The sequence below is a fragment of the Caballeronia glathei genome, assembly GCF_000698595.1.
Classification (GTDB): Bacteria; Pseudomonadota; Gammaproteobacteria; order Burkholderiales; family Burkholderiaceae; genus Caballeronia; species Caballeronia glathei.
On the sequence record NZ_JFHC01000004.1, the window covers coordinates 38,594 to 61,400 of the forward strand.

Sequence of the window (22,807 nt, forward strand, 5' to 3'; positions counted from 1 at the left end):
TCGCACGCGGGCGCGCCGCACGGCCCGCGCGAACGTCAGCGGCTCGCGCGCGGCGCGTTCCCGGGCTTGACCGGCGTCGAGAGGTCGGGCTTCGACGGCGCCAGGTTCTTCAGTGCACCCTGAAAATTCAGCGTTTCGGTTTGCAGCGGATGGGCGAAGTCGTTGTTCGGGCCGGGCACCTCCGTGCGGATCATCACGACCTGCCCGGGCACGTCGTCGGCCATGATGAACGTGTAGCGCTTGCCCGTGTACTGCGCGAAACGCGCGGCGTTCGGGTCGTCGAGGTAGGGCTGGATCACGATCTTCTGCGCCTTCACGCGCTTGCCGGCGGCTTCGCCGGTGACCGGCGTGATCGGCGGCGCCGCGGCGAGCGCGAGCCGCACGCGCTTCTGGAAATAGCGGCGCTGCCCGCCCGTCAGCTGCTCCATCTCGGCGATGTCGTGCTCGAGGAAATACAGGATCACCGGATTGCACGGCAGCCCGCCCGGCACTTCCACCGGGCCGGTGTGATCGCTGATGCGCGCGTCGCCCTTCGTGTTGTCCGGGCTCAGCACGAGTACCCGCACCGTGTCGGTGAGCTTTTCGGGCGGCCCGGAATAGTTCACCACGTAGTCGAGTTCGGTCTGCGCAGCGACGCCCGCGAGATGCGCCGACATGAAGAGCAGCCGCTCGGCAGGGGCGATGGGCGCCTGCTGATCGGCCGCGGCGGCGCTGCCCGCGACGCTCATCGCAAGGCACACCACGCCCGCCGCCGCGAGCCGCCACGCACGCCGCACGCCCGACACCGCGCGTCTCATTGCGCGGCAGCCGGCTGCAGCGGCAGCAGCGGGACCTCGTAACTCGTGAGGATCTGGTCGATCTTCGGCTGGTTCGCCGCGATCCAGTTGTCGACCTTGTCGCGCCACGCCTTTTCTCCGTAACGCACGCCCATCGAAATCTCGAAATCGAAGCGGATGCCGGGTGTCGGCGGGAACGGCACGAGCTTCACGGAATCGCCCGCGCGCTTGACGAAGTAGCCCGCGATCGGCCCCCACAGGAAGGCCACGTCGACGTTGCCCTTCGACAGGTCGCGCTCGATGATCTCGCCCGGAAACGCCCCCGGGTCGCCGCTTTGCGCCTGATACGAGACGGCCTGCTCGAGCAGGTTGTTGCCGAGCAGCCAGTCGGCGGCGGGCGACTGCGTGAAGATGCCGAGGCGCAGCTTGCTCAGCACGTCGGGCGGCAGCTTGAGCAGGTCAGACGGCGTGCGGATGCTCGCAAGCTCCGGGCGGTTCGCGAACACCATTGCGTAGGTGGAGTGCAGATACGGCCGGGTCGTCGCCGTCAGTTCGTAGCCCTTCGGCACGCCGATCACGAGATCGCACCGGTAGCGCTCGGTGTCGGGCTCCTTCTCGCGCAGCGTGCGCCGGATGAAGCCCATGCGCTGCGGAAAGTACGTGTATTCCAGCTTGTAGCCGAAATCGCTCGCCATCTGGCTCGCGATCTTGTTCTCGTAACCCTCGCCCTTGCTGTTCGACAACGGCATGTTGTTCGGGTCGGCGCACACGCGCAGCACGCCGTCCGCGCCGTCGTTGTTGGGCAACGCATCGGCGGCGGGCGCGGCATGGGCGGCGAGAGCGGCACAGAGCGCGGCAGCGAACCGTACCACCGCGGCACGGGTTACTTTGCGATCGGACATCGACACCTCCGGAAAGGACGGCAAGCAGGCTCGGGGCAAGAAACGGATCACGCGGATCACACGGCAACTCACGCGGTGCGTGTCATTTTGCATCGATCGCCTGCAGATCGCCCGGATTGATCTTGCCATCGGAGCGTCCTTTCAGATACGCGTACAGGTTTTCCCAGTTCTTCTGCATCATCGTGCTCGAACTGAAGTCGGGCATGCCCTTGTCGACGCGTCCGCCGAATACCGTGCGATGAAACTCCTTCGGATCGAGCGTCTTCAGCGCGTCGATCAGCGAGGGGCCGACCATGCCTTCCTGCTTCGCGCCGTGGCAGCGTTCGCACGCGAGCGCGCGCCAGGTCTTCCAGCCTTGCAGGGTATTGCTGTCGACCTTGTTGCCATCGACGACCTTGTACGAAACCGGCTTGATCTGCCCTCCATCGGTCTGGGCGTAGGAAGCAGGTAACGCAAAGAGTGCTATCGCCAGCGGCAAAAGTGATCGGCCTTTCATGCGCATGTCTCCTTTCGAATTGCGAGTTCGGCCGGGCCGCCCGGAGGCGGCCGCGGACCGGAACGTTGATGCGGGGTGCGGGCTTCGGAAGACGCCGCCCGCCGCTGAAAATCACGAGGCGAGGCGTGCGTCTTCATTTGAAACCCGCGGGTTGGGCGCGTCAGCCGCCCGGGATGGCGAACACGAAGAGCGTGCCGCCGAGCGCCGTGTACTTCGCCAGTTCTTTGTAACCGCCGACCGCGCCCAGGCCTTCCGTCGACTTCTGCAGGCCCGCCGCCATGCCGATGCCGGCCCAGCCGCCGATGCCCGAATACACGCCGACGTACTGCTTGCCCTGGAACTGGTACGTGAACACGTTGCCGATAATCCCTGACGGGGTCTTGAACTTCCACAGCTCCTTGCCGTCCTTGATGCGCACGGCCTTGATGTAGCCTTCGAGCGTGCCGTAGAAGACGATGCCGCCTGCCGTCGCCAGCGCGCCGGACCACACCGAGAAGCGTTCCGGCTTGGACCACGCGATCTTGCCCTTGCTCGCGTCCCACGCGATGAAGTTGCCCATCGCGCCCTTCTCGTTCGGACCCGGATACATCGAAAGCGTCGCGCCCACGAACGGCTGGCCCGCCACGTATTCGACGTCGAACGGCTCATAGTCCATGCAGACGTGATTGGTCGGCACGAGGAAGAGCCCCGAGGGCGGATCGAAGGCGGCAGGCTGCTGGTCCTTCGAGCCGAGCGCCGCCGGGCAGATGCCCTTCACGTTGTGGTCCGGACCCGCTTTCTGCGTCGAGTAGGTGGCGTTGCGGATCGGCAGGCCGCTCTTCAGATCCACGCTGTCGGCCCAGTTGACCGCCGGGTCGTACTTCTGGGCGACGAGCAGTTCGCCCGTCACTCGATTGAGCGTGTAGCCGAAGCCATTGCGGTCGAAGTGAACGATGGCGGGCACCTTCTTGCCGCCGATCGGCAGATCCGCGAGGATCATTTCGTTCACGCCGTCATAGTCCCACTCGTCGTGCGGCGTCATCTGGTAGACCCATTTCGCCTTGCCGGTGTTCAGGTCGCGGGCGAAGATGGACATCGACCATTTATTGTCGCCGGGCCGCTGCGTCGGGTTCCAGGTGCCGGGGTTGCCGGTGCCGTAGTAGACAAGGTTGAGCTTCGGGTCCCAGGCGTACCAGCCCCAGGTCGTGCCGCCTCCGGTCTTCCACTGGTCGCCCTTCCAGCTCTTGAGCGACGAATCGGCGCCGATCGGGATCATCTTGCCGTCGGACCAGGTCATCGTCTGCTGGGGGTCGAGCAGCATCTCGTTGTCCGGACCCGTGCTGTAGGCTTTCCAGACTTCCTTGCCGCTCTTGATGTCATAGGCGATGAGCCGCCCGCGCACGCCGAACTCGCCGCCCGAGATGCCGGTGATGACCTTGTCGCCGAACACGTGGGGCGCGTTCGTGTTGGTTTCACCCGCCTTCGGATTGCCGTTCTGCGCCGACCAGACCACTTCGCCGGTCTTCGCGTTGAGCGCGACGAGCTTCGTGTCGGCCTGCTGGAGGAAGATCTTGTCGTCGCCGTAGGCGAGCCCGCGGTTGACGGTGTCGCAGCACATCACGGACACCACCTGCGTGTCCTGCTTGGGTTCGTATTGCCAGAGGAACGTCTGGTCCTTCAGATTGACGGCGATGACCTTGTTGGGGAATGGCGAGTGGATGTACATCGTCTCGCCGATGACAAGGGGCGACCCTTCGTGACCGCGCAATACACCGGTCGACATGGTCCAGGCCACCTGCAGCTTGCCCACATTGCCTTCGTTGATCTGCTTGAGCGTGCTGTAGCGGTGGTTCGAGTAATCGCCCGCCTGTGCCGCCCAGTTCGATGGGTTCTTGATCAGCGTGTCGAGCTGCGAATCGGCCTGCGCCACATAGGAATTCAGGCCCGCCGTCGCGACCACCGCCAGTCCAAGAACCAGGGTGCGTAAGTTCATGTCTCCTCCAGAATGGTGATGCCGTCCGATCCAGGAATGACCACGCTACCGCGTTGCATCGCGCGCGCCTTCTCGATGCAGGTAACGAGCTTCAGCTTCGCCCGGTGCATTGCCGGACTCTTGCGTATCTGAGGCATTTGCATATTCCATGCCGGGAGCGGCCGCGACCGCCGCCGCCTGTCCCACCGGCGAACGCTCCCCGCGCGGCGGGCGTTCCCTTTCCGGATTGCGACACATACTGTGTCAATTCCGCCATAGCGTGCGCGACGCGGTGCGCGATTCGCAACACACTCGGGCGCGGCAGGCCGTGACGCACCGCAGCACGCGCCACCGCGTGTCTTTATCGTCGTGCGGCGCGGGCGCATACTGGGTGCAACCATCGCTTGTTCAACGAACCCGCTCGCGGAGGGCTTTGCCATGACTCAAACCGAACAGGTCTTTTCCGACGACGAGATAGCGGCGCGTCTGACCGGCACGCTGCAACACTGGTACCTGGAAGACGGATGGCTCAGGCGCAAGTACAAGACGGAGGGCTGGAAGGGCACGCTGATGGTCGTCAACGCGGTGGGCCATCTCGCCGAGGCCGCCTGGCATCACCCGGATCTGACGGTGTCGTACGCGTTCGTCGTCGTGAAGCTGAAGACGCATACCGCGAAGGGCATCACCGCCAAGGACTTCGCGCTCGCGTCGAAGATCGAGGAAGTGATCCAGTGGCAGCCGGGCAAGGAGGGCGGTCCGCTGGAAGGCACGCCGTCCGACGACCAGCGCTTTCGCTATATCAAGTACGACGCGCCAAAGTCCTGAGCGGCGTCAGCCGCGCACCTGCGCAATCTGGCGCATGCGCCGCACAGTCTGGCGCATGCGTGACACAGTGCGCACGGCGCACGCGCCCGCGCCTGCCCTCCTGCGCGCCCTCCCGCGCCTTCCCTGTCCGCCTCGCCGGGCCCGCCCGCCGGGCGCGGGCCGCCGCTGGTACGGCTCTTGCCTGAGATGCACGGCTCGCGCCGCGACCCGTACGCGGGCGGCCAAGCCCACCGTGACAGACCAGTGAGATCAAAAGGACACTCGCGATGCAGAACCCATCCGGTCGCCTTTCGCCGCCATCGGCCGTGACGGTCGATGCGCCCGCACGCCTGCATCTGGGCTTCCTCGACCCGAACGCGTCGCTCGATCGCGCGTTCGGCAGCGTGGGCCTCACGATCGACGGATGCGGCACGCGGATCACGGCCCGGGTCGCGGACGAAATGCGCATCGAAGGCGCGGCCACCGATGCGCAGCGCGAGCGCATCGCGCGGCTGCTCGACCAGTTGCACAACGCCTACGGCGGCCCGCCGGTCGCGATCGACGTTCAGCGCACCCCGCGCGCCCACACTGGCTTGGGCTCCGGCACGCAGCTCGCGCTCGCGGTCGGCACGGCGTTCGTGCGCCTCGCCGGGCGCACAGCGAGCACGGCCGGGCTTGCGCGGCTCCTCGGCCGCGGCGCGCGCTCGGGCATCGGCATTCACGGTTTCGATCACGGCGGCGTGCTGGTCGACGGCGGCCGCAGCGGCAGCACGTCCGGCATCGCGCGGCTGCCGCCGCTCCTCTTTCGCCAGCCGTTTCCCGACGCGTGGCGCGTGCTGCTCGTCGACGACACATCCCGCGAAGGCCTGCACGGCGACGAGGAACGGCGCGGCCTCGCGTCGCTCGCGCCGTTCCCGCCGGCGCTCGCCGCGCACCTGTGCCACCTCGCGCTGATGCGCATCCTGCCGGCCGTCGCGGAAAGCGATTTCGACGCCTTCGCCCGCGGCATCACCGAACTGCAGCGCACCATCGGCGAATATTTCGCGCCCGTGCAGGGCGGCGTGTTCGCGAGCCCCGCCGTCGCCCGCGCGCTCGAATCCGTCGCGGCCGGGCAGACGGCCGGCATCGGACAGACGTCGTGGGGCCCGACCGGCTTCGCGTTCGTCGAGAGCGCGGGCGAGGCCGAACGCGCGCTCGCCGCGGTCCGCGCCGCGAGCCGCGACACGCCCGCCATCGCGTACGCGGTCGTCACCGGCCGCAACCGCGGCGCGACGTGGCGCGCAACCGATCTAGAGAGGTGCGGGATCGACGCCGCATGACATACCGCACGGCGCGCGCCCCGGGCCACGAGCCCGCGGCACGCGTCCTGCCAGCCCGCCGGACGCCAACCTGAACGAGACGAGCCCACCGCCATGCCCGAAGCCACCGAAAGGCCCTATATCCTGCACATGTTCACGTCCACGCCGCAGATGAGCCCGTTCGACGTCAACATGGCCGCCGACGCCGGCTATCAGATCGTCGTGCCGTATTGCAACGTCGACGAGGACAGCGTCGTCCAGCTCACCCAGGACGCGATTTTCTCGCGCGGGCCGAAAGGCGTGTCGCGCACCGGCATCTTCATCGGCGGGCGGGACGTGATGCTCGCCGCCGACATGCTCGACCGCGCCCGCCAGGCAATGGTCCCGCCGTTCGAAGTCTCCGTGTTCGCCGACCCGAGCGGCTCGTACACCACCGCGGCGGCGCTCGTCGCGCTCGTCGAGCGGCATCTGAAGGCCGAGCACGGCGCGGAACTCGGCGGCAAGCGCGTGCTGATTCTCGGCGGCACCGGCGCCGTGGGGCGCGTCGCGGCGGCGATGGCGGCCTCGCTCGGCGCGGACGTCGCGATCGCGAGCCATTCCAGCCAGTCGCGCGCGACCCAGGTGAGCGACGAAATCAACCGCCGCTTCGACATCGCGACGTCAGGCGTCGCGACCGGCACGCCCGAGCAGCTGCACAAGGCCCTCACGCGCGCCGAAGTGGTGTTCGCAACGGCGGTCGCGGGCGTGCAGGTGATGACCGCCGCCGACCTCGCGCGCGCGAAGAACCTCCTGATCGCCGCCGACGTCAACGCCGTCCCGCCGGAAGGCATTGCGGGCGTGAACGTGATGGACGACGGCAAGCCGCTCGCCGGCGCCGCGCGGGGCGACGCCATCGGCATCGGCGCGCTCGCGATCGGCAACGTCAAGTACCAGGTCGAACACCGGCTCTTCGTGCGCATGCGCACGGGCGGCAAGCCCGTCTACCTCGGCTTTCCCGAGGCGTTCGACGAAGCCCGCGCGATCGCCGCCGGCCCGGGCTGATGCACACGCCGCCGCTCCCCTCCCGCGCGCCGCATGCGCGCGCGCCGTGCGTCGCGGTCGCGGGGCTGTCGGCGCGGATGCTCGCGCAGTCGGCGGCGCGCGCCGGGTTCAACGTCGTCGCGCTCGACATCTTCGGCGACCGCGACACGCGCGAGTACGCGGGCCTCTGGTTCGACATCGGCGGCGAGGGGCTCGTGATCGACCGCGCGCGCCTTCATGACGCGCTCGAACACGCCGCGCGCCTGCCGCGCATGCTCGGTCTCATCGTGACGAGCGGGCTCGAGCCGCTCGCCGACGGCCTCGCGCGCGGCGAGCGGATGCCGCGCTTCATCGGCAACGGCGCGCAGGCGATCTCGGCGGTGCGCGACCCGCGGCGCTTTTTCCCGATGCTCGACGAAGCCGGCATCGACCATCCCGAGGTGCGCTTCACGCGGCCCGCCGATCCGCGCGGCTGGCTCGTCAAGCGCGCCCACGGCTGCGGCGGTGTGCACGTCGAGCCCGCCGGCGGCGAAGGCGGCGATGGCGTCGGCGATGACGCCTCCGCTTCGCCCGCCGGACCCGCCTACTTCCAGCGCATGAGCCCCGGCCGTTCGATGTCCGCGCTCTTCGTCGGCGCGCGGCGCGAGGTGTCGGTGATCGGCTTCGCGGAACAGCTTAGCGTCGCGTGCGGCAAGCTGCCGTTCGTGCACGCGGGCTCGGTCGGCCCGCTGGACCTGCCGCCCGCCACCGCCGAAAGGATCACGGCCGCGATCCGCACGATCGTCTGGCAGACGGGCCTCACGGGCCTGAACAGCATCGATTTCCTGCTCGACGGCGACACGTTCCGCGTGCTCGAAATCAACGCCCGCCCGTCCTCGACGATGGCGCTCTACGACGCCGCCTGGCCCGGCGCCTGGCCGCGCGGCCTGTTCGGCTGCCATCTGGACGCCTGCCTGGACGGCGACCCCGCCGCCGTGCCGCCCGCGCCCGCGCGACGGGTGGCCCAGCATGTCGTATTCGCGCCGCGCGGCTTCACCGCGTCCGCGCGCTTCAGCGACGCCTGTTTCGTCGACCCCGCCTGCCACGACGTGCCGCTCGCCGGCACGCGCGTCGAAGCTGGCCAGCCGGTGTGCACGCTCGTCGTCGCGGCGTCGACGCTCGCCGCCGTGCGCGACGAGCTGGAGCGCCAGCACGCGCGGCTCCTGCAACGCATCGAAACCTGTCACGAGTGCTCCCATGACGCCCTCTCCCCCCGCTGAACCCTTGAGCGTGAACGCGCTGAGCGAGCGCCTCGTCGCGCGTCTCGTCGAGAGCGCCGCGCGCCTGTCGGTCGACATTTCCCGCACCGCCGACGGCACCGTGATCGCCGACGCGGGCGTGGCCGCGCCGGGCGGCGTCGAAGCGGGCCTGCTGATCGCGCGCATCTGCATGGGGGGCCTCGGACGCGTCGCGCGGCGCATGAGCGGCGACGCCGATCCGCTGTGGCCGACCCTGATCGAAGTGCACACGTCGAATCCGGTGCTCGCCTGCCTCGGCAGCCAGTACGCGGGCTGGAGCCTTTCTGCGACCAAGGAGCAGACGGGCGGCAAGAAGTTCTTCTCGCTCGGCTCGGGCCCCGCGCGCGCGCTCGCGGCGAAGGAGCCGCTTTTCGGCGAACTCGGCTACCGCGACCGGCACGACAGCGGGGCGCTGGTGATGGAAGTGGACCGCCTGCCGCCGCAGGTCGTGATCGACAAGGTGGTGCGCGACTGCGGCCTCGCGCCCGAACGCCTGACCATTGCCGTTACGCCGACACACTCTGTCGCAGGGACGGTGCAGGTCGTTGCACGCGTCGTCGAGGTTGCGCTGCACAAGACGCACGTGCTCGGCGTGGACCTGCACGAGATCGTGGAAGGCAGCGGCACCGCGCCGCTGCCGCCGCCCGCGCCGGACGGCATCCAGGCGATGGGCCGCACCAACGACGCCATCCTGTACGGGGGCCGCGTGCATCTGACCGTGAAGCACGACGAGGTGGCGAGGCGCCTCGCGGCCGAGCTGCCGTCGTCGAACGCGCGCGACTACGGGCGGCCGTTCGCGGATATCTTCACGTCGTTCAACTACGACTTCTATCAGATCGATCCCGCGCTCTTCGCGCCCGCCGAAGTCTGGGTGAGCAGCCTCGAAAGCGGCGCGACGTGGCACGGCGGCAGGGTCGATGGCGCGCTCCTGCAGGCGCAGTGGGGCAGCAAGCCATGAGCACGGCGGCGCGCATCGCGGTCATGACCGACGAAACCGGCTGGCACACGTCGCGGCTGAAAAAGGCGTTCCGCGCGCGCGGCTGCGAGGCGCGCTGCGTCGATCTGGCCGACTGCCGCATCGACACCACCTGGGCGCCGCACGGCCTCGCGATCCCCGGCTTCGGCCACGGGCTGCCCGATGCGGTGTTCGTGCGCGGCATCGCGGGCGGCACGTTCGAGCAGGTGACGCTGCGGCTCGGCATCCTGCACGCGCTGCGCGAATGCGGCGTGCCGGTCTACAACGACGCGCGCGCGATCGAGCGCAGCGTCGACAAGTCGATGACGAGCTTCCTGCTGAACCGCCACGGTGTGCCGACGCCCGCGACATGGGCAGGCGAATCCGCGGCGTTCGCGCAGCGCGTCCTGATGCGCGAGGCGGCGGCGGGCCGCCGGGTCGTGATGAAGCCGCTCTTCGGCTCGCAGGGCAAGGGCTTGCGGCGGCTCGGCATGCGCGGCGGGCGGCTCGCGCCGCTGCCGTCGCTCGCCGGGTACAGCCGCGTGGCGTATCTGCAGCGCTATGTCGAGGGCGCGCGGCCCGGCTTCGACTGGCGCGTGCTCGTGATCGGCGGCCGGGCGGTGGCGGCGATGCGCCGCGTCGGCGGCCGGGGCTGGATCCACAATTTCGCGCAGGGTGCGGCCTGCGAGCCCGCCGCGCTCACGGACGCGCTCGCGCAGACCGCTGTGCGCGCGGGCGAGGCGCTCGGCCTCGACTACGCGGGCGTCGACCTGATCGCGCAGCACGGCCAGAATCCCGATGACGCCGGCGGCAACCTGCCCCCGCTCGTGCTCGAAGTGAACGGCGTCGCGGCGTGGCGCGGGCTGCAATCGGTGACGCAGCTCGACATCGCCGCCGCGCTCGTCGACGATCTGCTCGATCGCCGGCTCGCCGCACCTGGCGCGCCGCTCGTCCCCGTTACGTTTGCAGGCGGCGATGCCAGTGCCTGACGACATCGCGCGCGCCGCGTTCCTGCGCGCCTGCCGGCTCGACGTAGAGACGCCGAAGCCCGGCAACGTGAGCGCCGACAGCGCGGGGCACGGCATGACCGCCGCGCAGTTCATCGCGAGCGCCGAGGCGGCCGCGGCGCCGCTTTTCACGCCGCGCGCGGCCGTGGGCGAGCGCATCCTCGGCGCGGTGACGCGCACGCTCGAAGTCGCGGGCTGCAACACGAACCTCGGTATCGTGCTGCTCGCCGCGCCGCTTGCCGCCGCGCTCGACGACCTCTCCCCGCCCGTCGACGCGCTGGAATGGCGCGCCGCCACCGAGCGCGTGCTGGAACAGCTCGATCTTTCCGACGCCCGCGCCGCCTACCGCGCGATCGCGGCGGCGAACCCGGGCGGCCTCGGCGACGCGCCGGAGCAATCGGTGCGGGCGGAGCCGTCGGTCGGGCTGCGCGCGGCGATGTCGCTCGCCGCCGAGCGCGACAGCATCGCGCGCCAGTACGCGAACGGCTTTCGCGACATCTTCGAGACGGGGCTCGCGGCGGTGCGCGACCTGTCGGCTAAACCCGACGGCATCGTCACGCTCAACGTGTTCCTCACGTTTCTCGCCGGCTGGCCCGATTCGCACATTGTGCGCAAGCAGGGTGTGCCGGTGGCGCAAAGTGTCACGCGCGAAGCCAGGCTGCGCCACGCGCAATGGCGTGCCGCGCCTTCGGGCGTGCAAACGCCGCGCCTGTCGGCATGGGACGCCGAACTGAAGGCGCGCGGCATCAACCCGGGCACGAGCGCGGATCTCACGGTGGCGACGCTCTTCGTGGCGGGTTGCACCGTGCGGCCGTGAAGCGGCGGCGGCTCGCGCCGGCGCGCGATTGGCACGGAACATGTTAGTCACAACGTGGTTTGCCGATCCAAGCCTTGCGCGGCCGGAATCCGGCGTCGCGAGTTGACCGCAAGTCGCACTATCCGAGACCCAAAATCACTGGAGGAACAGCATGGCCAAGATCAATCGCGTCCTGGTAGGAGAGTCGCTCGTCGGCGAGGGCAACGAGGTCGCTCATATCGACTTGATCATCGGACCGCGAGGCTCCGCTGCCGAAACCGCGTTCTGCAACGCGCTCACCAACAACAAGGACGGCTTCACGTCGCTGCTCGCGGTCGTCGCCCCGAACCTGCTCACCAAGCCGAACACGATCCTGTTCAACAAGGTGACGATCAAGGGCGCCAAGCAGGCGGTGCAGATGTTCGGACCCGCGCAGCACGCGGTCGCGCTCGCGGTGGCGGACAGCGTCGAGGACGGCACCATCCCGCAGGACGAAGCCGACGACCTCTTCATCTGCGTCGGCGTGTTCATCCACTGGCAGGCCGACGACGACAAGAAGATCCAGGAGTTCAACTACAAGGCGACGCGCGAGGCGCTGCAGCGCGCCATCGCGGGCGAGCCGAAGGCGTCGGAGGTCGTCGCGAAGAAGGCCACGGCGGCGCACCCGTTCGCGCCGAACTGAAGCGGCCGTCACGGGCACCGGTGCCGCCTGGGGCGGCTGCGGTGCCCGCATCGCATGTCATCGCATGTCGAACCGATCAACGCTTTTGCAGAGGCATTTCGCATGACCTTTCGAAGTCGCACGCTGCTCGCCGCCGCCTGCCTCTCGCTTGCTGCGCCCGCCGCGCTCGCGGCCGACGCGGCCCCGCCGGCGCAAAACCACGACTACCCGACACAGGGCCGCGTGGAATATGTCCTCAGCTGCATGGACGACAACGGCCACGACTTCGTGAACGTCTACAAGTGCTCGTGCGTGATCGACCGCATCGCGGCCGTGCTTCCCTACGACGATTTCGTCGAGCAGTCCACGTTCTCGAAGTACGCCACGCTCGGCGGCGAAGGCGGTGCGGAGTTCCGCGTGGATCGCGCGAAGGCGCAGACCAAGAAATATCGCGCGCTGCAGGCCGACGCGTACCGCGCCTGCGGCATCGGACAGGCGTCAGCCGCGGCGAAGTGAGCCTGCCGGCGGCATGCGCGCGCCCCGCCGGGCGCGCGCATGCCGCCGGCTGCGCTCAGTTCGGCACGAGCCCTTCCCCGAGCCAGGCGAAGGTCGCGCGCGCCGGATTCGGCTGCACGCGGCGCCGCTCGATCAGCACGCCCACCGATTCGACGTCGTCGAACTTGGCGGGCTTCTCGATCGACACGCGTACCCAGTGAGCGCCGAAATCCCTGATCAGCATCTGCGCGACCTTTTCCGCGAGCGCCTCGAGCAGCTGCACGCCGTGCGACGCGAGCAGCGCGTGAAGCGCTTCGCGCACGGCCGCGTAGTTGATCGTGTCCTCGATGCGGTCGGTCGTGCACGCGCGGATGGCGGGTACGCCGATTGCGAGGCTCATACGCACCGGCTGGGCGGCGTGCAGCTCGCTTTTGTCGATGCCGATCACCGTCGAGCCCGTCAGCCCCTCGATATAGACGATGTCCATGGGCACCTCGCGCTCGCCGTGCGACGGGGCGCGGGAAGCGGCTTGCTGCGGTGCCGCATCGTCTGCCGGGGCGTTGTCCGGCGGGGTCGGGAAGCGGGTGTGGCGAATCGCATCGAAACGGTCCATGGTGAAAGCTCCGCCGCTGTGCGGCCCAGATCGGTGGTTGAAGGTCCGGTTGAAACGCCAAGCAAAAATCGGGCGCGTCGGCCATACTCTATGAGAACACTTATTGAACCGAAGCGTCATCGGATGTAGAGTTCTCGCGATAGTCGGCCCGACTGGCGCCAAAGACAGGCCACAAACAGGCTATACACAGGCCATCAACAGCCGAGGCTCCTGGCGCGCCTGCGTGCATCTGCAAGCCCGCAGCGCAAGGGGAACACAACAGACTCGGCGCCGAAGGCGTTGCGCAACGGCGCAATGCCTATCGGACGCCACGGAGACAAGCCCCCATGTCGTCGATCGCTGACATAGATACGCATGTCCGAGAAGTCCTGAACATAGTCAACAATCCGCTGGCTGCGCGCGTGGCCAACGATTCGGTCACCCAATCGTGGATTCGCTGCCTGAACGAGTTCAGGCTCGACCCGGCGCACTTCGTGATGCCGCCGATTCTGACCCAGAAGGAACTGGCCGACCGCCGCGAGGCGGCAAGCGACCTGATCGCCTGCTCGAAGCTTGAAATGACCACGCTGTACCAGCAACTCGCGGACCCGGAACTCGCGGTCGTGCTGGTCGATGCGGACGGCGTGATCGTGCATCAGGTGTCCTCGGTGCCGTTCGGCGAGGCGGTGGCCGCCGACGGGCTGCGCGTCGGCGCGCTCTGGAGCGAGCGCGAAGCGGGCACCAACGGCATGGGCACGTGCCTCATCGAGCGCGACTGCATTGCCGTGTGCCAGCACGAGCACTTCTATCCGCGCTATACGTCGCTCACCTGCTCGGCCGCGCCGATCTTCGACGACCGCGGCACGATCGTCGGCGTGCTCGACGTGACGAGCCGCTCGAAGCTCCTGCAGCAGCATTCGCTCGTGCTCGTCGGCATGTCGCGGCAGATGATCGAGAACCGCCTGATCGACGCGCGCTACCGGCACGCGAACATGATCCACTTTCACAGCCGCCCCGAGTTCGTCGGCACGCTGCACGCGGGCAAGCTCGCCGTGAGCGACGACGGCGTCGTGCTCGCCGCGAGCCGCAGCGCCCTCTTCCAGCTCGACTTCCGCTCGCCCGGCGAGCTGTGCGGCAAGCGCATCGAGGAAGCGTTCAACGCGTCGCTGGAAGACATGATCGCGAGAAGCATCCGCGGCTCGTTCCACCCGGTGACGGTGTACAGCGCGAAGGCGAACAGCCGATTCTTCCTGACCGCGCAAACGCCGCGCGAAGCCGCGAGCGGCGCAACCCGCATCCTGATGAACGACCCGATCTCGCGCAACCCGTCGGCGGGCGCGCGCGGCAAGGCGCTCACGAAGGACGTACGCGAGACGACCGGCCGCCTCGACAAGCTCTCGCATCTCGAATTCGGCGACCCGCGCATGGCCTCGCAGATCCAGCTCGCGGCGCGCGTGATCCAGCGCAAGATTCCGATCATCCTGCGCGGGCAGACCGGCACCGGCAAGGAAGTGTTCGCCAATGCGCTGCACAGCATCAGCCCGAATTGCGGCGGCGCGTTCGTCGCGGTGAACTGCGCGTCGCTGCCGGAGAACCTGATCGAGAGCGAGCTGTTCGGCTATCGTGCCGGCGCGTTCACCGGCGCGCAGCGCGAAGGCCGCCGCGGCAAGATCGTGCAGGCGAACGGCGGCACGCTCTTTCTCGACGAAATCGGCGATATGCCGATGGCGCTGCAGGCGCGCCTGTTGCGCGTGCTGGAGGAGCACGAGGTGACGCCGCTCGGCGCGGAAACCACGGTCAAGGTGGACTTCCAGCTCATCAGCGCGAGCCACCGCAATCTCGTCGAACTCGTGCAGACGGGCCTGTTCCGCGAAGACCTGTATTACCGGCTGAACGGCATCGAGATCAATCTGCCGCCACTGCGCGAACGTGCCGATGCGCTCGCGCTCATCAACCACATTCTCGGCAGTGAAGCGGAAGACCCGCCCACGCTCGGCGCCGAGGCGCGCCAGGCGCTGCTCAGCTACGCGTGGCCGGGCAACATCCGGCAGCTGCGTCACGTACTGCAGATGGCGATCGCGCTGTGCGATGGCGGCGAAATCAAGTGCGCGCATCTTCCGGCCGACATCGCGAACGGCGGCAACGCGGCGGCCGCGCGCCTTCCCGCGGCGCCGGTGCCGGCGCCCTCACCCGCCACGCCGCCGCATCTCGCCGACGACGCCGACACCTCCGCGCTCAACGCCATACAGGTGCGCGAACGCGAGACCGTGCTCTCACTGCTCGACGAGCATCGCTGGAACGTGAGCAACGTGGCCAAGGTGCTCGGCATCAGCCGCAACACGTTGTACCGGAAGATGCACAGACTGCATATCCGGCTGTCGCACGACGGAACATCGACCCAAGCCGACGCATGACAGAACACACGCCCGCCCGGCGGCTCGACGAGTTCAAGCCCGACGCGCGCTTCGCGTGGTGCGTGACAGGCTCCGGCCACATGATCGAGGAATCGATCGACCTCGCGCTGCTGCTGCCGGGCGTCGATCTCTTCCTGTCATCCGCCGGCGAGGAGGTGCTGCCGCTCTACGGGTGGCCGGTGCCCAGGCTGCGCGAGCATTTCCGCGTGTTCCGCGACAACAGCGCGAGCAGCGTGCCCGTCGGCATGCTGTATCAGGGCGACTATCACACGGTCGTGATCGCGCCCGCCACGAGCAACACGGTCGCCAAGTGCGCGCTCGGCATCTCCGACACCCTGCCGACCAACCTCTTCGCGCAGGCCGGCAAGCAATGCATGCCGGGCATCGTTTTCGCATGCGACACGGAGCCGAGCGTCATCACGCAGAGCCCTCACGAGTGGGTCGAAGTGCGGCCGCGGGCGATCGAGTTCGAGAACGTCGAGCGGCTCGCGCGCTTCGAAAACACCACGGTCGCGCGCTCGCTCGACGACCTGAAGGCGGCGCTCGATCAACGGCTGTCCACACTCGGGCTCGCATGGAACACATCGTCTTCCTGACCGGCAGGCTGGCCGAGAAGAGCCTGTATCAGGTGCTCGAAGGCATGGCGCCCACGCCCTTCACCTGGGAAGTGCGCGAGATCGGCTTGCAGGTGGCGGGCCTCATGACCGCCGACATGATCCGCCGCCGCGTGCCGCAGCCCCTGCCGCCCGAAACGAAGCGGATGATCGTGCCGGGGCGCTGCCGCGGCGACCTCGACGCGTTGACGGAACACTACGGCGTGCGCGTCGAGCGCGGCCCGGAGGAAGTGAAGGACCTGCCGCAGTTCTTCGGGCGCGAGGCGCGGCGCCTCGACCTGTCGCGTTACGAGACGTGGATTTTCGCGGAGATCGTGGATGCGCCGCGGCTCGATCTCGACGGCATCGCGGCGCGCGCCCGCGACTATGCGGCGCAGGGCGCGGACGTGATCGACATCGGCTGCCTGCCCGAGACGCCGTTTCCGCATCTCGAAGACGCCGTCGCGCTGCTGAAGGACCAGGGCTACCGCGTGAGCGTCGATTCGATGCTTGCCGACGAACTCGTGCGCGGCGGCCGCGCGGGCGCCGATTATCTGATGAGCCTGAACATCGACACGCTGTGGATCGCCGACGAAGTGGCCTCCACGCCCGTGCTCGTCGCGCGCGAGCCGTCGGACCCCGCATCGCTAGATGCGGCGATCGATGCGATGTCGCAACGCGGCCGCGCCTTCCTCGCCGATCCGATCCTCGACCCGATTCCGTTCGGGCTCGCGGCGTCGATCGCGCGCTACGTGTCGCTGCGCGAGCGCTACCCCGAGGTTGCGATCATGATGGGGATCGGCAACGTCACCGAGCTGACCGAGGCCGACACGAGCGGCATCAACGCAGTGCTGCTCGGCATGGCGGCGGAGCTGCGCATTGCCGCCGTGCTCACGACGTCGGTGAGCCCGCATGCGCGGCGCGCCGTGCGCGAAGCCGACGTCGCGCGGCGCGTGATGCACGCGGCGCGCGAGGCGCAGGTGCTGCCGAAGGGCATCTCCGGCGATCTGTCGGCGCTGCACGCGCGGCGGCCGTTCCCCTATGGCCCCGATGAGATCGACACGATCGCGAGCGCCGTGCGCGATCCGAATTTCCGCGTGCAGGTCGCCGCCGACGGCATCCACGTCTACAACCGCGACGGCCACCGGACCGGGCGCGATCCGTTCGCGCTCTATCCCGACCTCGGAGTCGAGAGCGACGGCGGGCACGCGTTCTACATGGGCGTGCAGCTCGCGCGTGCCGAGATCGCGTGGCAACTGGGCAAGCGCTTCGATCAGGACCAGCCGCTCGACTGGGGATGCGCGGTCGACCGGCCGGAAGAGGATCTGGACGCGTGGCATGCGCCCGGCTCGACGATGAAGAAGAAGTGAGCCACGTGGCGCCCCGCAGCTGCGCGGGAGGCAGCCACTGATGCAGCGAGTGCCGGGCCTTCGTTTGCGCGGCGAGCGGCTCGTGCAGCGCGTGAACCTTCATCTCGCGCCGGGCGGACGGTTCCAGCCCGCGCAGGAGTGACGCTTCATGGAGGGCGGCGGCACGCCCTCCATGCGTTCACATCACTTCAGCACTTCGCCGCCGTACTCTTCTCGTCGGCGTGGCCGTGCAGTTCGGGCGCCGTCGCGCTGCCGCCGTGCTCGTCGAGATACTTGCACGCGTTGACGATGTCGCGCGCGAGGATCATCGCCACGTTGTGGTTGATGTGCGGCCGCACCACCACGCGCAGGCTCCTCACCTCCTGCGCATCGGGCGGCATCGAATAGGCGGACAGCACCCAGCCCTTCTCGCGCACCTTGTTCGACACGTCGAACTCGTTGAACTTCTTGATCTTCGGATCGAGCGTGACGGCCACCACCGGTATGCGCTGCGTCTCGTTCATGATCGTGAAGTAGCCGCTCTTCACCAGTTCGTCGCGCAGGGCCACCGCGTTCGCCAGCGTGTGCGTCATGCCGCGCTTGTAGCCGTCGAAGCCCAGGCGCAGGAACTGGTAATACTGGACCGCGATCGGCGCGGCGTTGCGGCTGAAGTTGAGCGTCGCTGTCGGCATTTCGCCGCCGAGGTAGTTCACGTAGAAGATCAGGTCCTCGTTGAACACCTTGCGCTCGCGAAACACGACCCAGCCGAGCCCCGGCGGCGTGAGCCCGAACTTGTGCCCCGACGCGTTGATCGACTGCACGCGCGGCAGGCGGAAATCCCACTTGTAGTCGGGATAGAGGAACGGGTTCACGAAGCCGCCCGAGGCGCCGTCGATGTGCATCGGAATCGAGATGCCGGTCTTCTTTTCGTAGGCGTCGAGCCAGTCGTGGATTTCCTGGATGTCGTCGTCTTCGCCCGTGAAGGTCTGGCCCGCGATCGCCACCACGGCGATCGTGTTCTCGTCGACGAACTGCTCGAGACGCTCGGCGGTGAGGCGGTAGTTGCCCGGCTTGAGCGGCACGATGCGCGGCTCGACGTCGAAATAGCGCAGGAACTTCTTCCATACGACCTGCACGTTGCCGCCCGTCACCATGTTCGGCCGGGTCGCGTCCTTGCCCGCCTTCTCGCGCGCCTGCCGCCAGTTCCACTTGTGCGCGAGCCCGGCGAGCATGCAGGCCTCCGACGAGCCTATCGTGGCCGTGCCATAGGGTTCGACACCCTTCGGGCCGTTCCACAGCTGATGCAGCCACCTGACCATGCGCGTCTCCATCGCGAAGACCTGCGGATACATGTCATGGTCGATGTAGTTCTTGTACATGTTGCGCTTCGCGACTTCGACCGCTTCCGGCTCCGCAAAGGTCGTCACGAACGACGACATGTTGAGCATCGGATTGGCGTCGGTCCATTCTTCGCTGACTACCAGCGCGGCCGCGGCGCGCGCCGAAATGCCGGACTTCGGAAACTCGTTCTCCGGAATCTCGAAGTTGAATTCGTCGTACGGCGTGACTTTGTCGACAGGTATGGCCATTGCCTTTCTCCTGAGCATACGGATGGGACGAAGCAAGCGGGCTAGAGCACCCTGTTCTTGTCGAGCTTCTTGCCGGTCTCCGCGTTGTAGCGATCGACGTATTCCGCGAGCAGATTGCGGATTGCGCGGCCGATCTGCACGTAGTCGCTCTCGTTCAGATTGGCGAGCGACACGCGCCCCGAAGGATGCAGCGTGCCGAAGCCGCGCCCGGGCAGCAGCACGACGCGCGCGTCCTTCGCGAGGCGAAACAGCATCTCGGACGGCTTGGTGTTCTGGATGAGCCAGTCGACGAACTCCCGCCCATACGCGCGCTCGCCGAGATATTCGAGATCGAGGATCGTGTAGTAGTCGACCTTGTTCTCGTCGCTGTCGTCGAAGCTGATGCCGATCTCGCGATAGAGCGCCTGCTTGCGGCTGCGGATCAGGCGCTTCAGGGCGTTCTTGTAGGCGTCGGGCGTGTCGATCAGCGAGAAGAGCGAGAACAGCACCATTTGCACCTGCTGCGGCGTGGACAGGCCCGCCGTGTGATTCAGCGCCACGGTGCGGCTGTCGGCGACGAGGCGGTCGATGAACTTGAGATTCTCCGGCTCCGTCGTGATCGACTCGTAGCGCTCGTGCAGTTCCTTCTTCACGTCCTTCGGCAGCGCCGCGAGCTGCTGGTCGAGCACGTTCTCGCGATGCGTCGCGATCGCGCCGAGGCGCCAGCCGGTCGCGCCGAAATACTTCGAGTACGAATACACGAGGATCGTGTTCTTCGGGCACAGCGCGAAGAGCGAGACGAAGTCGTCGGCGAACGTGCCGTAAACATCGTCGGTGAGGAGGATCAGGTCGGGCCGCTCCTCTACGATCTCCGCGATGTATTCGAGGCTTTCCGTGTTCATCTTCACCGACGGCGGATTGCTCGGATTCACGAGGAAGAACGCCTTCACCTTCGGGTCGCGCAGCTTGTCGAGTTCCTCCTTCGAGTATTGCCAGCCGTTCGCGACATCCGCTTCGAGATTGACGACATTCATCCGGTAGTCGTTGAGCCGCGGAATCTCGATGTACGGCGTGAAGATCGGCGTGCCGAGCGCGATCGTGTCGCCGGCCTTGATGAGGTGGTTCTCGCGCATCGTGTTGAAGATGTACGTCATCGCGGCCGTGCCGCCTTCGACGGCGAAGATGTCGAATTCGCCGATGAACGGATGATTGCCGATCATCTCGCGCCGCAGATATTGTCCGACGATCACCTCCGAGAGCCTCAGCATCCGGTCGGGAACCGGATAGTTCGACGCGAGAATGCCCTCGCACATTTCATAGAGGAATTCGCCCGCGTTCAGCCCGATCTGGTCGCGCACATACGACACCGCCGCGCGCAGGAAGTCGATGCCCGGCACGCCCTTGTTGTCGCGCGCGAAGATCTCGAAACGCTCCTCCAGCCCTTCGCGCTTCGGAAAGCCGCCGAGGCCCTCCGGCATGTGCGCGAACGAGCGCTCCGATTCGCGCATCGCGAAGAGGCCGAGTTGCCAGAAGCCGTGGCGCGGCGTCGTCGCGAGAAAATTCGGGTTGCCGCGCCCTGCGTTGAGCATCGATGCGTTCGCGGGACGCGCCACCGCGCCGCCGCCCGCCGCCTTGATGAGTTCGTCCTTCAGTTCGAACGGGCTGAGCGAGGCCATCTTGGAACTATTGTCGGCGCCTGCTTTCGCGGACTTTGCCATCCCACACCTCCAGACATTGGTGAATTTCGTAAGGGGAAGCCGGACATGCGGACCGGGTGCATCAGGTCATGAGGATCACCATGACCATGCCCCAGATCGTGAGCAACGTATTGCCGACCGCGTAGGTGACCGTGTAGCCGAGGCCCGGCACCTGGCTTTTCGCCGCGTCGCAGATCATGCCGAGCGCGGCCGTGGTGGTTCGCGAACCGGCGCAGATGCCGAGCAGGATCGCGGGATGAAACTTGAAGATGTACTTGGCGACGAACATGCCGATGATGAGCGGCACGGAGGTCGCGACGATGCCCCATAGAAAGAGGCTCACGCCCAGTTGCTGAAGCCCCTTCACGAACCCCGGACCCGCCGTGAGCCCGACGACCGCGATGAACACGTTCAGGCCGACCGAGTTCATGAACCAGATGGTCGGCTCGGGGATGCGTCCGAAGGTCGGATGAATCGCGCGGAACCAGCCGAACACGATGCCCGCGATCAGCGCGCCGCCCGCCGTCGACAAGGTGATCGGGATACCCGCCGCCTTGATGACCACGGCGCCCACCAGCGCGCCGAGCGTGATTGCGAGACTCGCGAACGCGATGTCTGCCGCGTTGCTCGGCCGGTCTAGCACGCCGATCACCTTCGCGGCAGCGCTGGTGTCCTGCGTGCGGCCGACGAGCGTCAGCGTGTCGCCGCGATGCAGCTTCGTGCTCGGCAGGACCGGAATTTGCGTTTCCGTCGCGCCGCGCTTGATCCGGCGAAGGAACACGCCGCGCGCGCCCGGCGAGCCCGCAAGCTCCTGCAGCGTCTTGCCGTCCACGTCCTTGCTCGTCACGAAGACATCGACGCCTTCGGCCGGCACCGCCAGCAGCTCCGGATCCTCCACTTCGAGTCCCTTCGGCCCGAGCAGCTCGATGAGCTGCTCGCGGCGCCCCGCAATTGCCACGACGTCGCCCACCTGAATCGTGTCCTCGAGTTTTGCGTCCTGCACCGTGTTCCCGCGCCTGATGCGCTCGATAAAGAGCCGCGTGCCGGCCGGCACCATCGATTCGGCCTGCCCCACCGTGCGGCCGACGACCGGCCCGCCTTCCGGTATCCGGTACGCGCGCAATTCGTAACGATGCCAGGCCTGTCCGGCGCCGCCCAGGTCCGGCGTGCCGCCGAGCGTCGCTTCATATTCCTTGCAGGCCGCGACGAGGTCGATGCCGAGCAGCTTCGGCCCGATCATCGCGAGGATGATGGCCGAGCCGATCGTGCCGAAGATGTAGGTGACCGCGTAGGCGGTAGGCATGGCGTCGAGCAGCGCCTTCGTCTCGTTGGCGGGGAGGCTGAGGCGGTTGATGGCGTCGGTCGCGAGGCCCATCGATGCGGAGATGGTCTGCGAGCCGGCGAAGAGCCCGGCCGCAGAGCCGATGTCGTAGCCCGCGATCTTCGCGGCCGCAAGCGGCGCCGCAAGACACAGCACGCATTGCACGACGGAGAACAGCGCCTGCGGAAGACCGTCCTTTGCGATTCCACGGACGAATTGCGGACCGACCCCGTAGCCGACCGCGAACAGGAACATCAGGAAGAAGACAGACTTGACGTTCGGGGAGATCGTGATGCCGAGCTGCCCGATCGCGATCGCGGCGAGCAGCGTGGCCGTCACCGCTCCGAGGCTGAATCCCTTATAGCTCTTTCCTCCAACCCAATACCCGATTCCCAGCGAGAGAAAGACCGCGATTTCCGGATAACTGCGTAGTGTTGCTGTAAGCCATGACATACGCACTCCCTTTGGGTGTTCCAAAAGAGGACATCTCAACGAGCGCAATTGAAACGGACTACGACACTACCTGGACAAGGTGAGGCCCCGTTTGCTGGCGATCCTGAGCGAAGAAGCGTGCGTTTCGATTTGGCGACGTGCCGAAGAATCGAAACGATTCCTGCCACTGTTGCGCTTTCTTATTGGTTGCATGCTGCGTGCCGGGCACCGCTGTATGTATGTACCCGTATCATCTTAGACGGGCGATACCGAATGTAAACCAACGAATGTTCGTAAGCCTGAGGAACTACCCCGCCGATGTCCGTGGCTGCGGGCTCCCGCGAGATACACGGGACAAACTCCGGTTGCGCGCGGCTCGCCGAGGGAGTATTGATCGCTGATG

General features: G+C 67.5%; 21 protein-coding genes. 12 read left to right on the top strand and 9 right to left on the bottom strand.

Going from position 1 to position 22,807, the window contains the following annotated elements; all coding sequences use genetic code 11:
• Positions 1-35: 35 nt before the first annotated feature.
• From BG61_RS04635 to BG61_RS42700, 5 genes are all read right to left on the bottom strand, one after another.
• The gene (locus BG61_RS04635; protein ID WP_035926934.1) at positions 36-797 is read right to left on the bottom strand and encodes a hypothetical protein; all 762 of its coding nucleotides are present in this window, start codon (positions 795-797) and stop codon (positions 36-38) included.
• Positions 794-1,678, bottom strand: a complete 885-nt coding sequence (locus BG61_RS04640) for a substrate-binding domain-containing protein (protein ID WP_051672275.1) — start codon at positions 1,676-1,678, stop codon at positions 794-796. Before BG61_RS04640 ends, BG61_RS04635 begins: the two co-directional genes overlap by 4 nt.
• Before the next feature lie 82 nt (positions 1,679-1,760).
• Positions 1,761-2,174 (bottom strand): c-type cytochrome, encoded by a 414-nt coding sequence (locus BG61_RS04645; protein WP_035927192.1) that lies wholly within the window; start codon positions 2,172-2,174, stop codon positions 1,761-1,763.
• A gap of 160 nt (positions 2,175-2,334) precedes the next feature.
• Positions 2,335-4,146 (bottom strand): methanol/ethanol family PQQ-dependent dehydrogenase, encoded by a 1,812-nt coding sequence (locus tag BG61_RS04650; protein ID WP_035926936.1) that lies wholly within the window; start codon positions 4,144-4,146, stop codon positions 2,335-2,337.
• A complete protein-coding gene (locus BG61_RS42700) occupies positions 4,143-4,283 on the bottom strand; it encodes a hypothetical protein (RefSeq protein WP_158447152.1) in 141 nt (46 codons plus the stop codon). The genes BG61_RS04650 and BG61_RS42700 overlap by 4 nt, the downstream gene beginning before the upstream one ends.
• Before the next feature lie 280 nt (positions 4,284-4,563).
• On the opposite strand from BG61_RS42700, the gene BG61_RS04655 reads away from it, so the two are divergent.
• The 9 genes from BG61_RS04655 (at position 4,564) to BG61_RS04695 (ending at position 12,459) form a co-directional block, all read left to right on the top strand.
• Positions 4,564-4,950 carry a 4a-hydroxytetrahydrobiopterin dehydratase gene (locus BG61_RS04655; protein WP_035926939.1) on the top strand — a complete coding sequence of 129 codons (387 nt, stop codon included), beginning with the start codon at positions 4,564-4,566 and terminating at the stop codon, positions 4,948-4,950.
• Between the two features lie 266 nt (positions 4,951-5,216).
• The gene (locus BG61_RS04660; RefSeq protein ID WP_035926942.1) at positions 5,217-6,248 is read left to right on the top strand and encodes a beta-ribofuranosylaminobenzene 5'-phosphate synthase family protein; all 1,032 of its coding nucleotides are present in this window, start codon (positions 5,217-5,219) and stop codon (positions 6,246-6,248) included.
• Positions 6,249-6,341: 93 nt separating this feature from the next.
• The gene (locus BG61_RS04665) at positions 6,342-7,268 is read left to right on the top strand and encodes an NAD(P)-dependent methylenetetrahydromethanopterin dehydrogenase (RefSeq protein WP_035926946.1); all 927 of its coding nucleotides are present in this window, start codon (positions 6,342-6,344) and stop codon (positions 7,266-7,268) included.
• On the top strand, positions 7,268-8,506 hold the full coding sequence (locus tag BG61_RS04670) for an ATP-grasp domain-containing protein (protein ID WP_035926949.1): 1,239 nt from the start codon (positions 7,268-7,270) through the stop codon (positions 8,504-8,506). The genes BG61_RS04665 and BG61_RS04670 overlap by 1 nt, the downstream gene beginning before the upstream one ends.
• Positions 8,484-9,482 carry a methenyltetrahydromethanopterin cyclohydrolase gene (mch, locus tag BG61_RS04675; RefSeq protein WP_035926952.1) on the top strand — a complete coding sequence of 333 codons (999 nt, stop codon included), beginning with the start codon at positions 8,484-8,486 and terminating at the stop codon, positions 9,480-9,482. The genes BG61_RS04670 and mch overlap by 23 nt, the downstream gene beginning before the upstream one ends.
• Positions 9,479-10,468 carry an ATP-grasp domain-containing protein gene (locus BG61_RS04680; RefSeq protein WP_051672276.1) on the top strand — a complete coding sequence of 330 codons (990 nt, stop codon included), beginning with the start codon at positions 9,479-9,481 and terminating at the stop codon, positions 10,466-10,468. The genes mch and BG61_RS04680 overlap by 4 nt, the downstream gene beginning before the upstream one ends.
• A complete protein-coding gene (locus tag BG61_RS04685) occupies positions 10,455-11,303 on the top strand; it encodes a triphosphoribosyl-dephospho-CoA synthase (protein WP_035926956.1) in 849 nt (282 codons plus the stop codon). Before BG61_RS04680 ends, BG61_RS04685 begins: the two co-directional genes overlap by 14 nt.
• Before the next feature lie 151 nt (positions 11,304-11,454).
• Positions 11,455-11,964: a formaldehyde-activating enzyme gene (gene fae / locus BG61_RS04690; RefSeq protein ID WP_035926959.1), complete on the top strand. Its 510-nt coding sequence runs from the start codon at positions 11,455-11,457 to the stop codon at positions 11,962-11,964.
• A gap of 102 nt (positions 11,965-12,066) precedes the next feature.
• Positions 12,067-12,459 carry a hypothetical protein gene (locus BG61_RS04695; RefSeq protein ID WP_035927198.1) on the top strand — a complete coding sequence of 131 codons (393 nt, stop codon included), beginning with the start codon at positions 12,067-12,069 and terminating at the stop codon, positions 12,457-12,459.
• A 55-nt stretch (positions 12,460-12,514) separates the two neighbouring features.
• Here the strand turns inward: BG61_RS04695 and BG61_RS04700 are convergent, their stop codons facing one another.
• Positions 12,515-13,051 (bottom strand): dihydroneopterin aldolase, encoded by a 537-nt coding sequence (locus BG61_RS04700; protein WP_035926962.1) that lies wholly within the window; start codon positions 13,049-13,051, stop codon positions 12,515-12,517.
• Between the two features lie 326 nt (positions 13,052-13,377).
• On the opposite strand from BG61_RS04700, the gene BG61_RS04705 reads away from it, so the two are divergent.
• Genes BG61_RS04705 through BG61_RS04715 form a run of 3 tightly spaced genes read left to right on the top strand, consistent with a single transcriptional unit; the run spans position 13,378 to position 17,407 of the window.
• A complete protein-coding gene (locus BG61_RS04705; RefSeq protein ID WP_035926965.1) occupies positions 13,378-15,444 on the top strand; it encodes a sigma-54-dependent Fis family transcriptional regulator in 2,067 nt (688 codons plus the stop codon).
• Positions 15,441-16,040: a flavoprotein gene (locus BG61_RS04710; protein ID WP_035926968.1), complete on the top strand. Its 600-nt coding sequence runs from the start codon at positions 15,441-15,443 to the stop codon at positions 16,038-16,040. The genes BG61_RS04705 and BG61_RS04710 overlap by 4 nt, the downstream gene beginning before the upstream one ends.
• A complete protein-coding gene (locus BG61_RS04715) occupies positions 16,019-17,407 on the top strand; it encodes a DUF6513 domain-containing protein (RefSeq protein ID WP_035926971.1) in 1,389 nt (462 codons plus the stop codon). Before BG61_RS04710 ends, BG61_RS04715 begins: the two co-directional genes overlap by 22 nt.
• A gap of 188 nt (positions 17,408-17,595) precedes the next feature.
• Here BG61_RS04715 and gad read toward each other — a convergent pair whose 3' ends face one another.
• The 3 genes from gad to aspT form a co-directional block, all read right to left on the bottom strand.
• Positions 17,596-18,975 carry a glutamate decarboxylase gene (gene gad / locus BG61_RS04720; protein WP_035926974.1) on the bottom strand — a complete coding sequence of 460 codons (1,380 nt, stop codon included), beginning with the start codon at positions 18,973-18,975 and terminating at the stop codon, positions 17,596-17,598.
• Between the two features lie 41 nt (positions 18,976-19,016).
• Positions 19,017-20,672 carry a bifunctional aspartate transaminase/aspartate 4-decarboxylase gene (locus tag BG61_RS04725; RefSeq protein WP_035926978.1) on the bottom strand — a complete coding sequence of 552 codons (1,656 nt, stop codon included), beginning with the start codon at positions 20,670-20,672 and terminating at the stop codon, positions 19,017-19,019.
• 61 nt (positions 20,673-20,733) lie between these two features.
• Entirely contained in the window at positions 20,734-22,425 is a 1,692-nt protein-coding gene (gene aspT / locus BG61_RS04730) for an aspartate-alanine antiporter (RefSeq protein WP_035926981.1), read from the bottom strand.
• Between the last annotated feature and the right edge of the window lie 382 nt (positions 22,426-22,807).